The organism is Aliamphritea hakodatensis, assembly GCF_024347195.1.
GTDB lineage: Bacteria > Pseudomonadota > Gammaproteobacteria > Pseudomonadales > Balneatricaceae > Amphritea > Amphritea hakodatensis.
In genome coordinates this window covers 4,273,845-4,292,161 of the sequence record NZ_AP025281.1, presented here as the reverse complement: position 1 = coordinate 4,292,161, position 18,317 = coordinate 4,273,845, and the positions used below count along the sequence as shown (strand labels likewise).

Annotated in this window: 16 protein-coding genes; 10 read left to right on the top strand and 6 right to left on the bottom strand. The window is 49.6% G+C overall.

Annotated elements, in window-relative coordinates; genetic code table 11:
• Nucleotides 1–151: 151 nt before the first annotated feature.
• The gene (locus PCI15_RS19490) at nt 152–418 is read right to left on the bottom strand and encodes a hypothetical protein (protein ID WP_271271578.1); all 267 of its coding nucleotides are present in this window, start codon (nt 416–418) and stop codon (nt 152–154) included.
• Between the two features lie 681 nt (nt 419–1,099).
• On the opposite strand from PCI15_RS19490, the gene PCI15_RS19485 reads away from it, so the two are divergent.
• From PCI15_RS19485 to PCI15_RS19450, 8 genes are all read left to right on the top strand, one after another.
• A complete protein-coding gene (locus tag PCI15_RS19485) occupies nt 1,100–1,876 on the top strand; it encodes a phospholipase D-like domain-containing protein (RefSeq protein WP_271271577.1) in 777 nt (258 codons plus the stop codon).
• A 93-nt stretch (nt 1,877–1,969) separates the two neighbouring features.
• Nucleotides 1,970–2,134, top strand: coding sequence for a hypothetical protein (locus tag PCI15_RS19480; protein ID WP_271271576.1), 165 nt, complete (start codon nt 1,970–1,972; stop codon nt 2,132–2,134).
• A gap of 675 nt (nt 2,135–2,809) precedes the next feature.
• Nucleotides 2,810–3,262 (top strand): pilus assembly FimT family protein, encoded by a 453-nt coding sequence (locus PCI15_RS19475; protein WP_271271575.1) that lies wholly within the window; start codon nt 2,810–2,812, stop codon nt 3,260–3,262.
• Nucleotides 3,263–3,267: 5 nt separating this feature from the next.
• The gene (gene gspG / locus PCI15_RS19470) at nt 3,268–3,714 is read left to right on the top strand and encodes a type II secretion system major pseudopilin GspG (protein WP_271271574.1); all 447 of its coding nucleotides are present in this window, start codon (nt 3,268–3,270) and stop codon (nt 3,712–3,714) included.
• A 15-nt stretch (nt 3,715–3,729) separates the two neighbouring features.
• Nucleotides 3,730–5,358, top strand: a complete 1,629-nt coding sequence (locus tag PCI15_RS19465) for a GspE/PulE family protein (RefSeq protein WP_271271573.1) — start codon at nt 3,730–3,732, stop codon at nt 5,356–5,358.
• A 2-nt stretch (nt 5,359–5,360) separates the two neighbouring features.
• A complete protein-coding gene (locus PCI15_RS19460; protein ID WP_271271572.1) occupies nt 5,361–6,539 on the top strand; it encodes a type II secretion system F family protein in 1,179 nt (392 codons plus the stop codon).
• On the top strand, nt 6,539–7,138 hold the full coding sequence (locus PCI15_RS19455) for a type II secretion system protein (RefSeq protein WP_271271571.1): 600 nt from the start codon (nt 6,539–6,541) through the stop codon (nt 7,136–7,138). Before PCI15_RS19460 ends, PCI15_RS19455 begins: the two co-directional genes overlap by 1 nt.
• A complete protein-coding gene (locus tag PCI15_RS19450; protein ID WP_271271570.1) occupies nt 7,108–8,187 on the top strand; it encodes a type II secretion system protein GspK in 1,080 nt (359 codons plus the stop codon). The genes PCI15_RS19455 and PCI15_RS19450 overlap by 31 nt, the downstream gene beginning before the upstream one ends.
• Before the next feature lie 2 nt (nt 8,188–8,189).
• Here the strand turns inward: PCI15_RS19450 and PCI15_RS19445 are convergent, their stop codons facing one another.
• From PCI15_RS19445 to PCI15_RS19435, 3 genes are read right to left on the bottom strand one after another with little or no spacing between them, the layout of a single operon-like run.
• Nucleotides 8,190–10,355 (bottom strand): sensor histidine kinase, encoded by a 2,166-nt coding sequence (locus tag PCI15_RS19445; RefSeq protein ID WP_271271569.1) that lies wholly within the window; start codon nt 10,353–10,355, stop codon nt 8,190–8,192.
• Nucleotides 10,356–10,358: 3 nt separating this feature from the next.
• Nucleotides 10,359–10,931: a response regulator transcription factor gene (locus PCI15_RS19440; protein ID WP_271271568.1), complete on the bottom strand. Its 573-nt coding sequence runs from the start codon at nt 10,929–10,931 to the stop codon at nt 10,359–10,361.
• A gap of 31 nt (nt 10,932–10,962) precedes the next feature.
• Nucleotides 10,963–11,388, bottom strand: a complete 426-nt coding sequence (locus PCI15_RS19435) for a protein-export chaperone SecB (protein WP_271271567.1) — start codon at nt 11,386–11,388, stop codon at nt 10,963–10,965.
• A gap of 422 nt (nt 11,389–11,810) precedes the next feature.
• Between PCI15_RS19435 and PCI15_RS19430 the strand changes: the two genes are divergently transcribed.
• Together PCI15_RS19430 and PCI15_RS19425 are read left to right on the top strand one after the other, a co-directional pair.
• Nucleotides 11,811–12,410, top strand: a complete 600-nt coding sequence (locus PCI15_RS19430) for a dockerin type I domain-containing protein (RefSeq protein WP_271271566.1) — start codon at nt 11,811–11,813, stop codon at nt 12,408–12,410.
• Nucleotides 12,411–12,496: 86 nt separating this feature from the next.
• Nucleotides 12,497–12,994: a type II secretion system protein gene (locus PCI15_RS19425; RefSeq protein ID WP_271271565.1), complete on the top strand. Its 498-nt coding sequence runs from the start codon at nt 12,497–12,499 to the stop codon at nt 12,992–12,994.
• A 71-nt stretch (nt 12,995–13,065) separates the two neighbouring features.
• Here PCI15_RS19425 and PCI15_RS19420 read toward each other — a convergent pair whose 3' ends face one another.
• Together PCI15_RS19420 and PCI15_RS19415 are read right to left on the bottom strand one after the other, a co-directional pair.
• Entirely contained in the window at nt 13,066–13,737 is a 672-nt protein-coding gene (locus PCI15_RS19420) for a SapC family protein (RefSeq protein ID WP_271271564.1), read from the bottom strand.
• 118 nt (nt 13,738–13,855) lie between these two features.
• A complete protein-coding gene (locus PCI15_RS19415; RefSeq protein ID WP_271271563.1) occupies nt 13,856–18,232 on the bottom strand; it encodes a beta strand repeat-containing protein in 4,377 nt (1,458 codons plus the stop codon).
• Nucleotides 18,233–18,317 lie beyond the last annotated feature (85 nt).

The window sequence follows — 18,317 nt, the reverse complement described above, 5'->3', positions numbered from 1 at the left end:
GCCCTGAAGCTGCTATTACGGCTTAAGTACCTTAGCGCCTGAAGCGGTGAGAAGTTGTTTTTGTGTAAGGGCCAGTATGGTTGACCGTTTACACTGACAGACAATTATCAGAGGCTCAGGGTTTCAAAAGCTACAAACCTGTAATGAGAAATCAGCGGCTGATTTTAGGCTCTACGCTAACCGCCCGTTTTACTCCCTGTGAAGCTGACAGGCTCTGGCCGGCTTTTCGCATCCACCAGTCGATATTACTGATCTGCGGTGCCAGGATGATGTCTGTCGGCAGATAGCCCAGTGTTTCCGTTCCGTCAGAGAACAGAATCCGGCAAAGGGTATCATCAGGGCGAGCCCCTTTTTTGTTGCGAAAGGTTCTGCGTTGCGTAAGGCTTTTCAGGCCTCTTATATCGGTTTGAAGTGGCATAGATACATTCCCTGTAGACGTGGTTGTGAATATGTCGGTTGAGTTCACACAAGGAAAACCGGCGTGTGAAAGTAACCGTCTTTATTGTTCTGAACTGAGAAAGCAGCAATACTTCTGCGCCGTATAAAACGTGTTGCATAAGAAAAGATAGCTGAACATTTTTAAGTTGCAAAAACTCAGCGCTGGAATTGGGGAATTGTTCAGCACTTTACCGGTCTGAATACCTTAAGGCGCATGAGGCACTGCACCATATCCGGAACGGAACATCCATGCTTATATCTATCGAGTTGTAGCGATTACAGGCAGTAACATACGACATATATTGCAGTATAAATACCAGCACGGTAGTCGTTATATATGAAGGTGAACAGGTTAGCAGTACTGAACAATAGTCCGGGTGAATCTGACTGCAAGACGCACATGAAATCGTCCGGCCTGAAGGGAATGACGAAAGATACTCAGAGAACTTCATGCCGGCAGAAATTCTTTAGTGTTGGGTGCCCTGAGGTAATAGCAAAGGTTGTTCTTCAGGATCAGGCCGGTTGCGCCTTTGGGGAGACTGATCCGGACATTTATCCGGAAAGCATGCCGTTAAGCCTCTCAGCAGCGGAGCCGGTTTGATTACCTGCCTGACATACACAAACAGCAAGGATTGCTGTAACCCCGGACAAGGAACTGTCGATGGCTAAATACCTGAACACTATGGGCACCTCATATATGTTTGAGGGCATTATTACCAAAGCCACCAGGCATGTGGTACTGATCAGTCCGTATCTCAGTCTCAACAAACGTATTAAAGCACTCATCAGTGAAGGTATCCGTAACGGTGTACGTTTTTACATCATGTATGGGATACAGGAGCTGAAAAAGTCTGAAAAAGACTGGTTACTCACTCAAAAGCAAATCACTCTCTATTACAGTGAGGATGTGAATGCCAGATGTTATCTCAATGAGAACCACTGTTTACTCAGCAGCATGAGCCTGAATAAATACGCAGAAGCCCAGCTTACTGAAATGAGCGTTTTCCTGTCCAAAACGGAAGACAGGGCCAGTTATCAGGCGGTGGTAAAAGATGTTGCCCGGTTGTTTCGCAACGCTGAGAAGCAAAATATTCAGATGTTCAGTATAGATTTCCCGCCGGTGTTGCCGCCGGATCAGCAGGTAGAAAATCCCCCTGCGTCACATAAGATTCTGCAATCCTTACATGTGAATAAAGATGGCCTGTCTGATACCGGTAAAGTACATACCGCTATGCTTGCTGCCCGTCATCGCAGCACCGTTAAACAACTGATGAAGTTCTTCCGGCGTGCGGGGCTGACTCAGGAAACAGAAGGCAAAGTCTCCCTGACGGAAAAAGGCCAGGCTGCCGGCGGTGAACAATATACCGGCCAGCAGGGTGATTACTTTCTGTGGCCGGAAGATCTGGATATTGAGTTGCTGGTCAGTGAGGCTGGGTGAGAAGTACTGCGGTTAAAAGCCCTGCAGAGATCACTGCGTGCTGAAATATTACCCGGATTGTAAAACTTGAATGATGTATCACAGGGAGTCGTGATGAACAGTAATGAGCCTGATTTAGGTTTGAACAGGAAGGCAAAAACCGGATTCTTCTTTCTGGCGCTGGGGGCCGGGTTTATTTGGTACGGACTTACCACTATCGGTATCATTCTTTGCGTGCTGGGTATGACTGCGGCAATTGCTTCTCAATTGGAAAAATAATGGCCGCCGTTCCCTTTTAAAATGAAGACAGACACTTCTGTACCACATCTGATTTGTCCATATCGTCTTGCCGTGCCATTTTCCCGGCACTCAGCTGTGAAGCACGGGAGAGTAGCGTCCAGGGTATAACTGAAGGATGCGAAAGCCCGGGGACTTCGGGATATCTGCTGTATTTTTTGGGTTATTTACTCTGACGGAATTGTGAGTGTTTAAGTTGGAATTATAACTATTTTTGGTAAGTTCTATTCTGACAATAAATGATACTATGAGGGCACATAAGGCTTAGGAACAGAGCCGGTGTGATCACTGTGTTTATGTTTACCGGGCCGGTTCGCCGGATATCTTAGTTTATACATAATCGTGTGATCAGTGACTACTGTTCTCAGTAGGTTGTTTATTTGTTCCCGGTTACTTCCGTCAGCATGATGTGTAGATTTGCCCAAAGGGGTATCGAACCTGCTTGTCTGGTGGCTACCGGTGTCAGGATTCAGATATCTGTCTGCTGTTTAGTAAACAGATCAGTGGACGCTGTGCCCTGAGCAGAGACTGTTATACCAACAGATAGCGTAGCGGCAACCCCCGAGGCTTGTTACAGACAGCATTCCGGGTGCCCGGTTCACTGAAGCTGGCTTTAAAGAATATCAGCACGGATGCGTGTGACAGGCTAATCAGACGATGAGCAATATACAACAAGATAAAGAGCACGGCTTTACTTTATTAGAAATGCTGGTCGTTATGGCTGTTATGGCGGTTATTGCCGCACTTGTGGTGCCGCGTCTGACGAACCGTCAGGTTGCTGAAGAATTAAATGTAGTGACCTTCCTTGATGCAGCCAGACAAGTGGCTATTAAAGAAGGAAAGCCGAATCAGGTAGTGGCTGGGGAGGAAGGACTGTTAAATGTGCTGACCGGTGAAACCCTTGCGTTTGAAGGTGAAAATGCCTACCGGCAGTTGTTTAAAACAGAGGTCGATCTCCCCTACAGGGAATTGACCCGTATATACTCAGATGGTACATTCACCGCCGTCAAATTTGTTTGGAACGTGCCACAGGACGGCGAAGAAAGCACCCGCTTTTCTGTCACATTGAGCCCTTTTCGGGCTGATCCAGTTGTTGTGTTAATGGAATAATATACATGAATTCTCGCAAAGCAGACTTCCGCTCTAAATCCCATCGTGGCTTTACTCTGATAGAACTTTTGATCGTCATGGCGATTATCGCCCTGTTGGCAGCCCTTGTTGCGCCACGGCTGATTGGCGCCCTGGGATCATCTCAGACTAAGCAAAGTGAAGCGCAGGTCGCGCTGCTTTCTACTGCACTGGACAGTTACCGCCTGGATGTAGGCCGTTATCCGAGTAGTGATCAGGGGCTGGCAGCACTGATTGATGAAGAAGTGGCCGACAGTAAGTCCTGGCGTGGCCCTTACCTGCGTAAGAAAGAGTTGCCAAAAGATCCCTGGGGTAATGCCTATTATTATGCTTATCCTGCTGAAGCCGGTGGGCTGGATTACGACGTCTATTCCTACGGTGCAGACAGCCTGGCAGGCGGCGACGGTGAGAATGCCGATATAGGTAACTGGTAACACTGGAGTATCGCTGTGAATAGTCAGGCACAACTTCTTCAGTTTAATTTACAGCGGCATTTACTGGATGATGGTGTAATAACTGAAGAGTTATTTTCCAATATTCATAATATCTCTGAAAGTGAAGCGGTTCCTTTATTAATATCATCAGGTGCGGTGACTGAAGATCTGATCTGCAGTATTTATGCAGAGAAACTGTCATTAACTGTATGGCAGGGTGACGGTGATATTTGTGAAACGGATTTATTCGAAGATAACTATCTGGTTTTTAATAATATACTGCCTTTAGTTATCGACGAAAAACGGTTTTATGTGGTTGCCGATCCGTGGGATATTGGCTTAATAGATATTATCCGCCGGCTGGATAAAGATGCCCAGGTGCTGGTTGGTCCTAAATCTGAAATAGAGCACCAGCTTAAAAAACATTTTGGTTTTGAAAGCACGGAAGAACTGACGGAAGCCGGCAGTTTTTCTGCAACACACCTTAAAGATATCGCTTTAGAGGCACCGATCGTTCATCAGGTAAATGACCTGTTGAATAATGCGGTGCGTCTGGGGGCGTCTGATATTCATTTAGAGCCATTCCGCCACCATATTGAATTACGTTACCGGGTGGATGGCGTGCTTTCCCAGCGGACCGCCCCGGCGCTGGAAGATTATCCTGGCGTGACGTCACGGATCAAGCTGTTGGCTCAGTTAGACATTGCAGAACACCGCCTGCCACAGGATGGGCGTATCCGTATTCATTCGAATGGCAGAACGGTTGATATCCGTGTCAGTACAATACCCACAGCGCACGGTGAAGATATTGTACTGCGTATACTGGATAAAAAATCCAATACCCAAAGGTTAACGGAAACCGGCCTGAGCGATCATGTTATCAGCGGTTTACGGGAGAGTCTGACCAAGCGTCAGGGCATTGTTCTGGTGACAGGCCCGACAGGCTCGGGTAAAACCACCACATTATATTCCGCACTTCAGGAGCTGGTAGACGGTAAGCGCAAAATCATTACTGTTGAAGATCCTGTGGAGTATGAAATTAAGGGGATCACACAGATCTCTGTAAACGATGCCATTGGCATGTCTTTTTCAGCGGCTTTGCGTTCCATACTGCGTCATGACCCTGATGTGATTTTTATCGGTGAAATCCGGGATCTGGAAACGGCAGAAATTGCTATTCAGGCTTCACTGACCGGCCACCTGGTCATTTCCACCCTGCACACAAATTCTGCGATCGGTGCCATTACCCGTTTCCTGGATATGGGGATTGCTGATTATCTGCTCGCCTCCAGTATGAGTGCGGTAACCGCCCAGCGACTGGTACGCAAACTGTGCGATAAATGTAAAACGGAAACACCGGTGCCAGTTGCCATGGCGCACCGCTTTAATATTGATCTGAATGCCAAGGTATATATCCCGGCAGGCTGCAGTCACTGTGGCAAATCAGGCTACAAGGGGCGTGTGCCCATTTCCGAAGTTAAACCCATCGACAATCATGTCCGTCAGGCAATTGTAGATAACCCCTCGCTGGATAATCTGGAAAAAGCCGCAGACCGCAATAAGGCCGGTTCAATGCAGGATGATGCCATTGCAAAGGTTTTGCAGGGCGAAACGTCTTTTGAAGAAGTGCTGGGTGTTATCTGATAATGAGCAGTTTCTTTTATCAGGCTATAAAGCATGACGGCACAGAAATATCAGGCAAGCTTGATGCCAGTGATCATGATGAGCTGGTGCAGTTACTGCGTCGCAAGCATTTGGTTCTGGTTTCGGCGACGGTTGAAAAAAAGCCCCGGTTAAAGAAACAGGTAATCTCGTTACTGATCGCAGAGCTTTCAGATCTGATCGCCAGTAAGATTCCGGTTGAGCGCAGCCTGCAGATTATTTCTGAAGATAACCCGGTTGCTGCGGTGAGTGAACTGGCCGCTAAGTTACGTGTGGCTTTAAAAGAAGGTGCCTCTCTGTCGCAGGCATTTGAGCAAACGGTTGTTACCCCTAAGCTGGTTGTGCCGATGTTAAAAGCCGGCGAACAAACCGGGCAGCTGGGGGAAGCGTTGGTCAGTTTGAATGCGCATTTTCAGGCCGCCAAAGAGTTCCGCTCTGAGCTGGTCGGTAAGTTGGCTTACCCGGCGATACTTTTCTTAGTCAGTATTTTTTCTATGATTGCCCTGGCGGTCTTTGTTATACCGGTTTTTAAAGATATTTTTGACGGTAACAATGCGGCCCTGCCCACCAGTACAGCCATGATCTTTGCGTTCAGTGATTTTATGCTGGCGAATGGCATTACTATGCTGGTGGTATTGATGGTCGCCGTGCTGGCCGGGATACTGCTCTATGGCCATTCCGCCCAGGCGCAGGAAGTTATGCAGCGGTTTATGCTGAAAATTCCGTTTATAGGTAAGATTATCAGGCTGGTCGAGGCTGAACGGTTAACCGGCATTTTGGGAATTTTGCTGAATAACGGCATCTCGCTGGCTGAGTCGTTAGCAATCTGTAAGGAAATTACCGCTAACCGGCAGCAAAGTCAGGGCGTTCAGACGGCCATTGATCAGCTGACCGGTGGTGCATCCATTGCGGAAGCCATGGCGAAGATCCCCTTATTACCGCCGATCGGCAAACGTTTGCTGCAACTGGGTAATGAGAGCGGGGATTTAGCCGCAGCGGCTGATAAAGCCCATTTTCTGATCGCCAGAGATACGCGGAATTTATTAAGAACCATGGTGTCCCTGATTGAGCCAATCATTATTGTAACGATGGGCTTTGCCGTGGGTTTTGTTGTTATTTCGATGTTGCTGGCCGTCTTTGATTTAAGCTCAATTAACCAGTGATGCGCAGACAGTCGGGCTTTACATTACTTGAACTCCTGATTTCGGTAACCATTGCCTCAGGGATTATCGTGTTACTGACACTGGTGATGCGCACCGCTTTGCACAGTATTGCCGGCGCGGAAGGTGATGTGGACAGTTGGCAGGCGCAGCAGTTTGTTCGTAAGCAGGTTGCCGCGCGGCTCAGCGCTGATGCCTTTTTACTGGCAGACAGTACCGAGCTGGCGTTTGTGACGAGTCTGAGTGCCAGATTTGGAGATATAGGGCCGCGGGTAATGGTGCTGTATCAATATGACAGAACAGAGCAGGCACTGAGTTACCGGGAAATAACGCTCCCTCCGGCCTGGGAGGAAACTGACGTCACCTTCAGAGAATACCTGAGCAGGCTGAAGGCTGGCCAGGGAGAGGGCTGGCAGGATAAGATTCTGACGGACTTATCTGAGTTTCAGTTTTCGTATCAGATCGCTTCTGAAGGGCCGCGGGGGTTATGGGAGACGGGTTTGCCGGTGCCGGTACCTGATATAGAAGGGATTCGCTTTGAAATGCACTTCTCCAATGAACAGGCTGCAGAATGGATAGTAGACAGTCAGGTTTCATACTGATCTATACCTTATGGGTGCTGACAGGCATTAGTCTGGTAGTGGCCGCATATTCGACTAAAAATCCGGTCAATTTAACAAGCTATCAGCTTCAGGAATCACTGGAGTATGCTGAGTTGCGCGAATTGCTTGGTCATATCACACGGTTCAGTGTTGTGCAGTCAGTGAATATTGATGAGCGTCTGGTACTTCATGAAGAAGAAGAAAAGGAAATCAGGCAGGCTTCAGCAGATGAAAGGGTTGAGTTTTTAAAAAGTCTGCTGAGCCAGATGGGAATGGAATTAAACATCGATGCGCCGACGCCGGGTGTATCGGTGACCTCAGAGACTGAAGAGAAAACCGAGGCTGTCGAGAGTGATATACCTGCCGGGATGCGGGAAACCCGTTTAGAGCCCGTTTATTTCCCTTCGAAAGAAGGCTGGCAGGTTGTCTTGGGGGACCGTGAATATCTGGTCTCGATCGATCCGGTAAATGAGCGGCTGAACCTTAATCTGCTGCCGGAAGAGGCGCTGATGCGTTATTTTCGCGACATTCTGGCGTTTACGGATGAGCAGGCGCAAACCGTGGCGGCACGCATTGCTGACTGGCGGGATGAAGATTCGCTGTTAAGGCAATATGGCGCTGAAGCCTCTGACTATATAAACCGTTTTGATGATGTTACCCCTGCGAACCGGGAAATAAACAGCTGGCGGGAGCTGAGTTATTTATTCGGTGCTGATCCCTATTTGCTGGAGTTACTGCAGCAACATTTTAATCTGTTTGGCAGTCGTCATATCTACTGGGATAAGCTGGAAGCGCCGGGCCTGGCGGCGCTTGCTGATGTCAGTACGGATATAGCAGAACGTTTTCTGACTAACCGGCGTCTGCCTCCTGAAGATGTTAAACCGGATGATCAGGTGTTGCTCAGTGAGGACCTGTCACGCATTGGTAAGGTTGTCAGTTTTCAGAAAGATTACTCTTTCTGGCGAATCAGCCTGAAGGGGAAAGCTGTCAGGCTGGCGGCGGTATTCGATACAGACCGTTTAAAGGTGCATGACCTGAAGCGCTTTTAGGCTCAGTGCATATTTGCTTTATGGTGCATCTTCTTAAGCAGTTCAAACTGCTTTTGGCTGCCCTGAACAAGGCTGAGCAGGTGGGTTTCCGGGCAGGCTTTAACCCATAGCATGTCGGTGTAATTCTCGATATTCCCGGCATCTTCCCAGGTTGTAATCAGCGTATTGATGCCGATGTTGTCGCTCATGACCGCTTCAATCTCTTCGGTGCTCCAGGCTTCAATGATATCAATGCCGACTTTCTCGAGAAGCGCGCTTTCGTGGCTGAGCCATTGCTGATTGTCTGATGCCAGCATAATGCCGTCGGTAAATTCGTTAAATTCACCGTTATCGAGCAATTTAGGCAGGGTGATCCGGGCGGTGGCACCATTGCCCGGCCCGTCTGATAAGAGTGTCAGATCACCGCTGTGGGCCAGTGTGATCAACTGGGAAATACACAGGCCAAGCCCGCCGGCACCGTCGCTTTTACTGGTAAAGCCAGAATCGAATGCCCTGTCCAGCATGTCCGGTGAAAGCCCGACGCCATTGTCGGTAAATTCGATCTGAATATCGTCACTGTACGTGTGAATGATGATTCTGATGGCTGGCGCGTCAGCATCTTTACAGGCGCGGATCGCATTCACAAGCAGGTTCATCAGCACCCGTGAAAGCTGGCCGATATCGCCGCTGACCAGGACCGGTTCGTCAGGGTGCTCAAACTGTATCCGGATATTGTGAAGATTCAGTTCGGCCTCGTTAAGCATGAGGGTTTCTTCAACCAACTGAACTAAGTTGATGGAAGATATGTTCAGAATCCCCAGCTGATTGTCCGCACTTAAACTGGATACCAGTGCCAGAGCGCGTTCAACACCCAGATCGATCGTATCAATCGAGGCATAGAAGCTTTTGCTGTCGTGCGCTTCAAATGCTTCACGTGAATGGGCGGAAGAAGAGCGGATAGCAAAGGAAAGGTTCTTAATATCATGGACTAATAGCCTGCCGGTACGCTGCAGGGTGAAGATTGCATCGGTGACTTCCTGACGCCGCCGCTGGTTAACCGCTTCGGTCACGTCTTTCAGAAGGATATGATAACCGCAGGGGTTTTCATCAAAGCCATAGCGGAAAGCAACCATCACTTCTAATAATAATGACGGCCGTGATTCACGTTTCAGGGTGATGATTTCAGTGCTTTTTTCGAGGGTAACGCGGTTCAGATCCCTGACGGTCAGTTCCGGCAACAGCTTGTTCAGGCTTTTGCCGGAAAAGTCAGTATCGCTTTCAAATATATCTGCAATGGCCGGGTTCACCTGTTCTATGTAACCGTCATAATCGGTAAAAACCGTGCCGATGTGGCTGTGCTGTATCTGATACTTGTTGATTCGCTGGGCCTGAATCAGCGACTGATTCAGCTGCTTCAGTTCAGAAATCATTTCTCTGGCGTGGACGATACTGTCGATATCGTTATCGCTGGATATGTTGCCAATAATGGCAAAAAAGCGGCGTAAACTCTTCCCCGGAATGTGGCCGCCTTTGGCGACGCAATACATCAGGTAAGGCGTCATTATCAGCAGTGGAACGACAAAACTCAGCAGGTAAGCGCGGTACTCTACGGCAAATTTATTGCTGCCAATATCAAAGCCTGATTCGAAAATGCCGGACAGGCCGAAATAAATCAGTCCGGAGGTGATGCCGCTGGTTGTCAGTAAAAACCAGACAGGGGCTCTGTTTAGCAGATAGTTAGCAAACAGTCCGCAGCAAAGAAGTGCAATGATAAAGGCTGCCAGTGCGGCGGTGTGGGTGCGTGTTGCCAGTTCGAGCACGTGCCCCATTGAGATTATGTCAGACAGCAGCTGACCGTATTCAGACAGCAGCCAGCCAAGGGTAGACGCCATGACCAGTGTGTAAACCGTTGCCCAGTAAGTTCTGCCGCCATCAATCATATAAATGATGGTGGTCATCAGAAATATGCTTGGGATGATAGCGGTTAGCGGGGCTTCTACGGGGGAGGGGAGGTTAATCCACCATCCGACATAACGCATGTACCACATCGCAATGATCAGCGATGCGGCTAATGCCAGCAGTGGGCCAAGGGTAATTCTGTTACGCAGAAAGTGTGTTAAGAGCAGCGAACAAAGGCTGAAAAACTGTAAGCCGAAAAAAAGGGTGTACGCCAGTGGTTCGCTGTTCAAGGGTCAACTCCGTCTGCCGAGCCCCTTTTTCTGCTTAATCGCACGAATCTGAACCCGTATTGTATGAATGCTGCGGCATAGCTTGTCAGCAATGGCTTTGTCAGTCATGCCTTCGCGGAGCAGAGTATAAACTTCCCGTTCTTTCGGGGATAGCAGATTGTGTTCCTGGAAGGCTTCAGTCAGGGGGACGAATTTCTTCTGGGTCATATCCCAGGTGGATTTTTCACTCAGGTGGCGGGCGGCCTGTATGGCGTCATGAAGGCAGGAAGGTTCAACATGTTTACCCACGAATGCCAGGCTTGAGCAGCCTTCAAGTGCGGTAGCGATTTCATCCGGGTCTGACAGCCCGGAAAACAACAGGGTATTTACCGTGTGCAGGTTCTTTCCAGACGCGCATTCTGTAGCGCGGAGGGTGCCAAGGTTATAATCAAGGAGAACATGATCAACCCTGTCGACCAGGTCAATACACTCGTCACCGAAGCTATCGGAGCACAGGATCTCATAGTTCTTTTCAAGAATGCTGGTGATGCTGCGTAAAACAAGCGGATGATCATCAATGACTAAGACTTTTTCCATGTGTGTGGTACTTCCATTATCTGTCGCACAGTTATTTATTGTTATAGTGTTGTCTGAAATCAATCTCAGTGATTTGCATCTGCGGTAAGCCGCCGCAATGAGCGGTGCCCGCAACAACTTCATTGACTTTCTGAAGCATGGCCTGCGGTACATCCACATTCAGAATCTGAGGGCGTACCGGTTCCGGAATATTGATAACACGCACATCGCTGTGATAACTGACTTCAGTGATGAATATGCATTTATCCTGTAAGAAACCTTCGAGGGTAACTGTCAGTTGCACACCGTAGCGATCGGTGCTCAGGCGTTGAATGTCTATCTTGGGTGTAATGTTAGAGGTGATGGCTTTGTACTGCTGTTTGTCCGGCAGGGGACCAAACGGGTTCTCAAAGGATAAATCTTTTACAAAACCGCTTTCAAACTCAAAACCAACCTTGGGCTGTTGTATTGCTGACACGAAAACTCTCTTATTCTACAAATATTCATTCCGTGTTCATCCGGTATGAATAAGATAACCTGGGCGTATTATATGCGTGCTACAGCTATTTGTATCATTCTTTTTGAAATTCCGTATATACCTAAATCTAGTTAAAAGGCCGTAGCTGGCATGTGCGCTCACACAGACAGTATCAGTGGTTATTTTTCAAGCAGTATTTTTTGTTTGAATTTATGGTTTTTTAGAAATGCAATAACTAAAAATAATTAAAACATAAGTATTGAAAACTTGTTTGAAATTAAGCGCTTTTTCGCTTTTTGTAGCACAGAAGTTTGTATATAATTCTTCGACTATTAGCATTGTTCTTCCGTTATGGGATATAGCGAAATATGATTAAAATAAGAAGTTTGAAAATGGCCGGGATGCTATTTTCAGCAGTTTTAATGGCCAGTAGCATCTTGCATGCGGCGGTGCCTGTGCCGGCCACAATGCTGGTGACCGGTGATATCAACGGTGGCAGTGTATCAGTAAAGAAGAACGCAGAAGTAATTGCCGTGGAGCCGGGTACAACGGCTTCCGTTGCTACCGGGGTGGTGCTTGATAATTCGGGTACCTATTCCGTTGAAATTTCCAAAACCACTGACTTTAACGGCACCCAGCTCACGCTGATTTATTCCACCGGCGGTAACCGTTATCAGCTGCTCAGTGACGGCGAGGCGCTGGTATTCAGTTTTAATGGCGGGCTGTTGCCCAGCCGGCGTACATACGGGCTGACCATAGGTGCGCTGATCAGCAGCAGTAATGGTGGCGATAATGGCGGCTCCGGCGGCGATTCCGGTGGCGGCGGTGGTACTGCTGACGCAAGTTTTGATCTCAACGGTGACGGTAAGGTTGATACGAAAGACACCGCGCTGATTAAGCAGCACGTAGTATCCAATGCTGCGTACCTCGCCAAATATGATGTGAACAGCGATAAACTGATTAATACCCGCGATATTATTGATGTGATTAAAGCGGCGCGGGCAGCAAGCCTGGATCGCTGACAGCGTTTTTACCTGACCCGTAGCAGCCATCTGTTACGGGTTTTTTTGTGGGCGAGTGTTTTTGGGTGATGTTTTTAGGTGAGTGAATGGTACGGCAGGCAGGTTTTACATTACTGGAGCTGATGATCACCCTGGTCATTGTGTCGGCCAGTACAGCAATCATTCTGGCACAGATTCAGGGGTTTACCGGCCAGCGGATTCAGGTTGAAGAGCATTACTCAGCCGCCACTGCGGGGCTGAATACATTAACCCGCTTTAAGCTGTATAGCAGCGAAATTCAGGATGTGGAGCTGCGGGATGACCGTTTGCAGGCCGCACTCAGTGTTGATAACCAGCCTGAGATTGTGCTGGATGTATTTAATTATGAGGCAGGATTTACCCGCGAGCAGCTGCGCCGTGAAAAAGAGGCTGCAGAACTGGCGGGAGGGGCAGTGTCTCAGGCGGTCCCGGCCGTTTCGGAACAGCGTGAGCGCTGGGCAAGTGTGCCGGTAACCAAGGCGCATACCGCCAATCAGCTGTACGTACTTGACGGAGAGTTGGGTTATCGGGCCAGTTTGTTACTGCCGGCGTTGCCGCCGCCCTGATTGTTTATTTGCATGTAAAAAAGGCTGCCAGTGGCAGCCTTTTTTGCGTTCGTGCTATCAGTTTGGTCGGCTCAGTTTAGTCGATCTAAGTTCTGCAGAGAGGCTATCTGGCTGTGCAGCAGCTTCATGATACCGCTTTGCTGATACTGGCTCAGAGTTTCTGCAGGCAGCTTATTCAGCTTTTCTTCGTCGATCAGTTCCACGACCGGCTCAAAATTCTCTTCCTGGCCATCGGCCATACGCTTAAAGCGGCGGCTGGTTAGCAGGCCGTCTTTACGCAATTGTTCAACCAGGCTGCCGGTTTGTTTAATGGCGCGGTTAAAGTTTACCAGTTGTGACTTAATGCCTTCCAGGGTTTCGGTGCTCTGGCCATCGTTAGTGAACAGGCGTTTACCTTTGCCGGCAAAGTGCGGGGCTTCACTGTCGTAGTTTACCGCTTTGGTACCGTCTTCCAGATTGCTCAGGGCGAAGGGATAAATGTTCAGGTACGCAGGTGTGGCGCGCATTTTCCAGCGGTATTTGCTGTCCAGTGCGGCGCTGTTATCGTTCAGGCCCAGCATGACATGGGGCATGCTGTTGTGGGACGGCAGAAATACTACCGGCAGCTCCAGCGCCAGGCTGGGGATTTCTTCATAGCTGACAGGAATCAGGCGTACGCCGGCGGCGGCTTCATAGCTCTTAACCGGCTTATAAGTCAGGCCGTTGGCCTGTTCTGAGTCGAGAATACGTGGTGCTTTAAACATGTTTGGGTCCTTGTGTCGCGTGTTCAGGCATTGGCTAAAGGTCAGGGTAACTGGCCTTTAGCCAATAGCTGAGGAAAAAAAAGCCACTCATATGAGTGGCTTTGTGGGGAACTGCGGTTTACTTGAAGGTAAAGCCGCTAGTGTCAGTTGCGAAGTGTACGAACAGTGCAGAACCTGCTTCCAGCTTGGTAGAGCTGTCTGCAGAATCGCCACGGAACCATGCTTCAGTAGAACCGGACAGCAGGATCACAGCGTCGATGTTGCCGTGAGTTGCAGCCAGAGCAGATACAGTTGTATCTTCCTGGATAGTGATCAGAGACCAGCCAGCCTTCATGTCAGATACCGGTGCAGCACCAGTAGTCGGGATGAAGATGTCTTTCAGGCCAGTAGCGTCGTCCAGGTTACGACGAGCTTGTGTAGATGCACCGCCGTGTTCCATTGCCGCAGGACCCTGGTCGTCATAAGCAATCGCCAGACCGCCTTCAACTACCAGACCGTTAACATCGTTGTCGCCCAGCTCGTAAGACAGAGTCATCTTGTTGCCAGCCAGAGAGAACGCCTGATCCTGTTCAGAACCGTCGTAACCCCAGTTGGTAGAAGGTTCGCCGTCAGTCTGATCAACAGTGATCATCAGGCGGGCCATGTTAACAGCTTTGCCTGCGCTTGCAGCGTTACGTGCAGGTACGCCTTCCAGGCCAACCAGCTGCCAGCCAGAAGCGTTGCTGATGTCGCCTTTCGCTACGTTGTCCAGGTTGATGTTGTGAGCAGTAGGCTCGCCATCGCTGTTCAGGTCAGCCACGAATGGCATGTAGCTGGTGAAGGTTTCTTCAGCAGTGTTGGTCAGAGCCCAGTCGCCGTCAGAATCTTTAGCAGAAACCAGTACGAAGGTGTTGCTGAACTTCTGGTCGATAGACTTATCGCCTTTCTCCAGTTCGTCTTCGTTCATACCAACAGTCAGTTGGTACTTGCCAGCGTCTACGCGGCCGAAGGCGGTATCCAGTACTTCAACGTACTTAGTTTCAACTGCATCCTGTGCCAGACGAGGCAGAGTCAGGTTCAGGTCGCCGCTCAGTGCGCCCAGGTCGCTGTTGTTGTTGCTCAGGCTACCGTTGTTCAGGCTCAGCTGAACAGCAAAGTAAGTGGTGCCGTTTTCTGGCTTGTTGTCGGTAGACTTAACCAGAGTCGCAGTGTGACCTACAGCAGCATTGCCGTTGCCGTCGCCCTGAGAACCGGACTGAGCATCTTTACCGTTACCGGTAGTCAGTTCAACGATCAGGTTCAGCGTACCGCCAGCGGAAGAAACGTCCAGATCGCCTGAACGGCCAGCTGTATCTTCATACGAATCACCGATGTTACGGGTGATGCCGTAGTCTGCAGCCAGTTTGGCAGATGCTGTTTCCAGCTTCTTGAATGCGTTCTTAGCAGCTGAAACGTTACCGTTAGCCAGTGCTTCATCCTGCTCTTCAATTGCAGCGTTCCACGCAGCGACAGCTTTGCCGTAGTTCTCCAGATCAGTTGTAGTCACTGCTTTGTTGTGCAGGTATACAGTCTGCTTCAGAGTAGCAGCATCGTTCAGAGCAGTGTTGGTTTCTTTGTCGTCGATAGAGCGGATTTCGATTTCGCCGTTACCAACAACAGCCTTACGGGCAGTTACTGCTTCTTCAGTAACGGTGCGGATGCGTACAACGTCTGCACGAACTGCGCGACCGTTTGGAATCGCTTCACCGTCTTCCAGAGCAGAACCCAGTACTGTCATGTTGAACAGGTTGCTGTTGTTGCTGATGGTACCGAATTCGTATTCAACTTTTGCTGTGTCAGCATCTACAGCTGCGGCAGCAGTATTTGCCAGAGTTTGGCCGCTATACAGGTCGCTGCCACCGGCAATGTCTTTGTTGCTGTTCTGCAGGTAGTTCAGCGCGCCATCGTTGTCGATTTCAGCAGTAGTTGCTGCTTCATAGTCAACCCATACTTCAGTGGTATCGGTTGGCAGGCCGCCGCTTACGCCAGCGTTTGGCAGGGTCAGGGTTACAGACTTAGGATCAGCGTTAACGCCGTCCATGCCGATAGCTACATCAGAACCAGCAATTACGAACTGGTGGTATTCAGTCTGAGAACCGCCAAATGCGTGGTCAGCACCAACCTTAACACGTACAACGAACATGCCGTTCAGATCAGTAGCAGTGGCGCCTGTTGGCTGCTCAACTGCCTGGTCGAAGGTAGCAACAACAGTCTGGTAAGTGCCGTTGATTTCAACCGCTTTAACAGACTTCAGTTCCGGCGCAGACAGAGCAGGCTCAGATACGACGTTGTCTGCTGCAACCGGGCTAACGGTCAGCAGGTTTTCTTCAGTATCTTCTGCCAGGCTGGTAGAGCCCAGAGATACGGTCTGATTCATGACAGTGCCAGGAATCTTGGTGATTACAATCTCGTCACCGGTTACGGTTACAACCGGGCGGTCACCGATGTTTGCATTCAGGTTCAGGATATCCGCAGGAACGTCGTTGAAACGGATTTCGTTGTTGGCGTCCTGAGTGGTGTTTCCGAATGGAGCAACCAGGGAAACGTTTTCAGATACGGTCAGGGTAACAGAACCGTACTCTTCACCGGTTTCAGGTGCGTAAGCAGCTGCCTGGATAACCGGACCAACACCGTCTTCAGAGATGTTGTTGTTTGCCTGGGCAATTGCTGGCAGTTCCATCTTCGCGCCGCTGTTAGCAGCATCCCAGATGTAGGTGAATACGTTACCGTCTTCAGCAGCAACTTCAGCAGACAGTGCCAGGTTGCCAGCAGTATCGCCAGTACCCAGATCGTCTTCTGCAGCGTCCTGGTCAGCCTGTTCGTCAGCAGTACCGTTACCGTCCAGATCCAGCTTGCCTGCATCAGTAACAGTGTTGTTCAGAGCAACGGTAACAGTGCCGGCAGCTGCATCAGCAGTTGCAGAGTAGTTAGCTGCGCCCAGGTCAACAATTGCAGTGTTGCTGTTCAGTTTGAATACGGAAGTTGTGCCAACAGTGATTGGTGCAACGTAGTTAACGGTGTAGCCGTCAACAACGCCAGCGCCATCAGCGTTGTGAGTGTTTGCTGTAGAAACTTCAGGAGCAGAAGGATCAAAACCGGCAAAGGCATCAACAGCTGCGGATGCTGCGCTCAGTTCACCGCCCAGAGCAGTTTGCAGTTCGTCACCAGCATCAACCAGCAGGCTGACTTCTACGTCGTTACCGTCTTCCTGCAGCTTACCAGTTGCGCGGTCGAAGGTCAGAGTGCCGGTCAGGCCGTTAATAGCGACTTCAACAACGCGAGAAGTAGCGTCGTTTACAGATGCGATGTTGGCATCAGTACCGTTGATGGATACTTTGAAGTCATCAGCGTTTGTCGTTGCTGCATTCATGTCAGCGTTGAACATTACGCTGATAGTAATGGTTTTACCGGTTGCATCTACGCCAGTGCCATCCCACAGTGCTACTTCATCAGCGGCGCTCAGACCGGAAATGGCTGAAGTGATTGCTGCCTGAGTACCAGCTGTGCTCAGCAGAGCTGGAGAAGGCAGGTTGTCAACAACAATGCCGTTCAGGCCAGTTTGCTGAACAGCTTCGTTACCCGCAAGGTCGAATACGGTCGCATCAGTGGCAGCGTTACCAACAGTAGGGTCGAAGTTAAAGCTGGTTACAGCTTCGTCGAATGCAGTGGCGCCAGTATCGGTTACTGTTACAATGTTAGTGTCCGCACCGGCAGTAACGTGGGCTGCAAAGTAAGTAACACCGTCATCGGCGGCGTTAGCAGAAGCCGGGTCAGTTGTCAGACCTGTCAGGTCACCTACAGAACCACCGCTCTGTGTGGTGTTATCATCTGCGTCTGCAGTGATGATCTGAGTGTTGTACTGCAGTTTAAAGTTAGCAGGCGTTGTGGAAGTTTTGTCTGTTGTGTAAGCAGCAGTTGCTTTTGGACCAGCGTAGTCATCAAATGCAATAGCGTTGCTTGTACGCAGAGTAGCAGCCTGAGTAGCAATTGCCAGATCAGCTGCGCCGTCGTCCAGAGAAGTGCCCAGATCAGCAACAGAGATAGTTGTGTCAGAGTTCAGAACAACAACAGCGTTAGTTGCAGCGATACCGTTGATTGTTTCGGTGCCACCGTTTGCCTGCAGAGCCATGATCACAACTTCGTCGAAAGTTGCAGCGCCAGACAGGTCGAGTTCCTGTGCGGCATCCAGTTGGCCAGCGCCAGCGCTCTTGATAACTTCAACAGCAGTACCGCCGTTGAAAGTAACAGCAACCCAGTGGAAGTTATCAGTCAGGCCGTCATCGCCATCCATTTTAACGGACAGTTTAGTTTTACCGATCAGAATGTTGTTAGTACCGAATGCTACCGGGTGAGATTCTCCCTGAGCAGTCTGATCAGTGTGCAGGTCAACAGAGTTTGCTGCATAAGCAGAGCCTGCCGTCATGACGCCGGCAACGGCAACTGCCATCAGCGACTTTTTGAACATTGTTTGAGACATGTTTCTATCCTGTGTTATGTCGATAAAATCCTGAGCACGTTATGAGTATGCTTCTAGGTAGGCTTTACTTTAATGCCGGGGGAAT

Coding starts and splice junctions, on each gene's coding strand:
- PCI15_RS19490 (WP_271271578.1), bottom strand. CDS start 418: ATGCCACTTCAAACCGATATAAGAGGCCTGAAAAGCCTTACGCAACGC.
- PCI15_RS19485 (WP_271271577.1), top strand. CDS start 1,100: ATGGCTAAATACCTGAACACTATGGGCACCTCATATATGTTTGAGGGC.
- PCI15_RS19480 (WP_271271576.1), top strand. CDS start 1,970: ATGAACAGTAATGAGCCTGATTTAGGTTTGAACAGGAAGGCAAAAACC.
- PCI15_RS19475 (WP_271271575.1), top strand. CDS start 2,810: ATGAGCAATATACAACAAGATAAAGAGCACGGCTTTACTTTATTAGAA.
- gspG (WP_271271574.1), top strand. CDS start 3,268: ATGAATTCTCGCAAAGCAGACTTCCGCTCTAAATCCCATCGTGGCTTT.
- PCI15_RS19460 (WP_271271572.1), top strand. CDS start 5,361: ATGAGCAGTTTCTTTTATCAGGCTATAAAGCATGACGGCACAGAAATA.
- PCI15_RS19455 (WP_271271571.1), top strand. CDS start 6,539: ATGCGCAGACAGTCGGGCTTTACATTACTTGAACTCCTGATTTCGGTA.
- PCI15_RS19450 (WP_271271570.1), top strand. CDS start 7,108: ATGGATAGTAGACAGTCAGGTTTCATACTGATCTATACCTTATGGGTG.
- PCI15_RS19440 (WP_271271568.1), bottom strand. CDS start 10,931: ATGGAAAAAGTCTTAGTCATTGATGATCATCCGCTTGTTTTACGCAGC.
- PCI15_RS19430 (WP_271271566.1), top strand. CDS start 11,811: ATGGCCAGTAGCATCTTGCATGCGGCGGTGCCTGTGCCGGCCACAATG.
- PCI15_RS19425 (WP_271271565.1), top strand. CDS start 12,497: ATGGTACGGCAGGCAGGTTTTACATTACTGGAGCTGATGATCACCCTG.
- PCI15_RS19420 (WP_271271564.1), bottom strand. CDS start 13,737: ATGTTTAAAGCACCACGTATTCTCGACTCAGAACAGGCCAACGGCCTG.
- PCI15_RS19415 (WP_271271563.1), bottom strand. CDS start 18,232: ATGTCTCAAACAATGTTCAAAAAGTCGCTGATGGCAGTTGCCGTTGCC.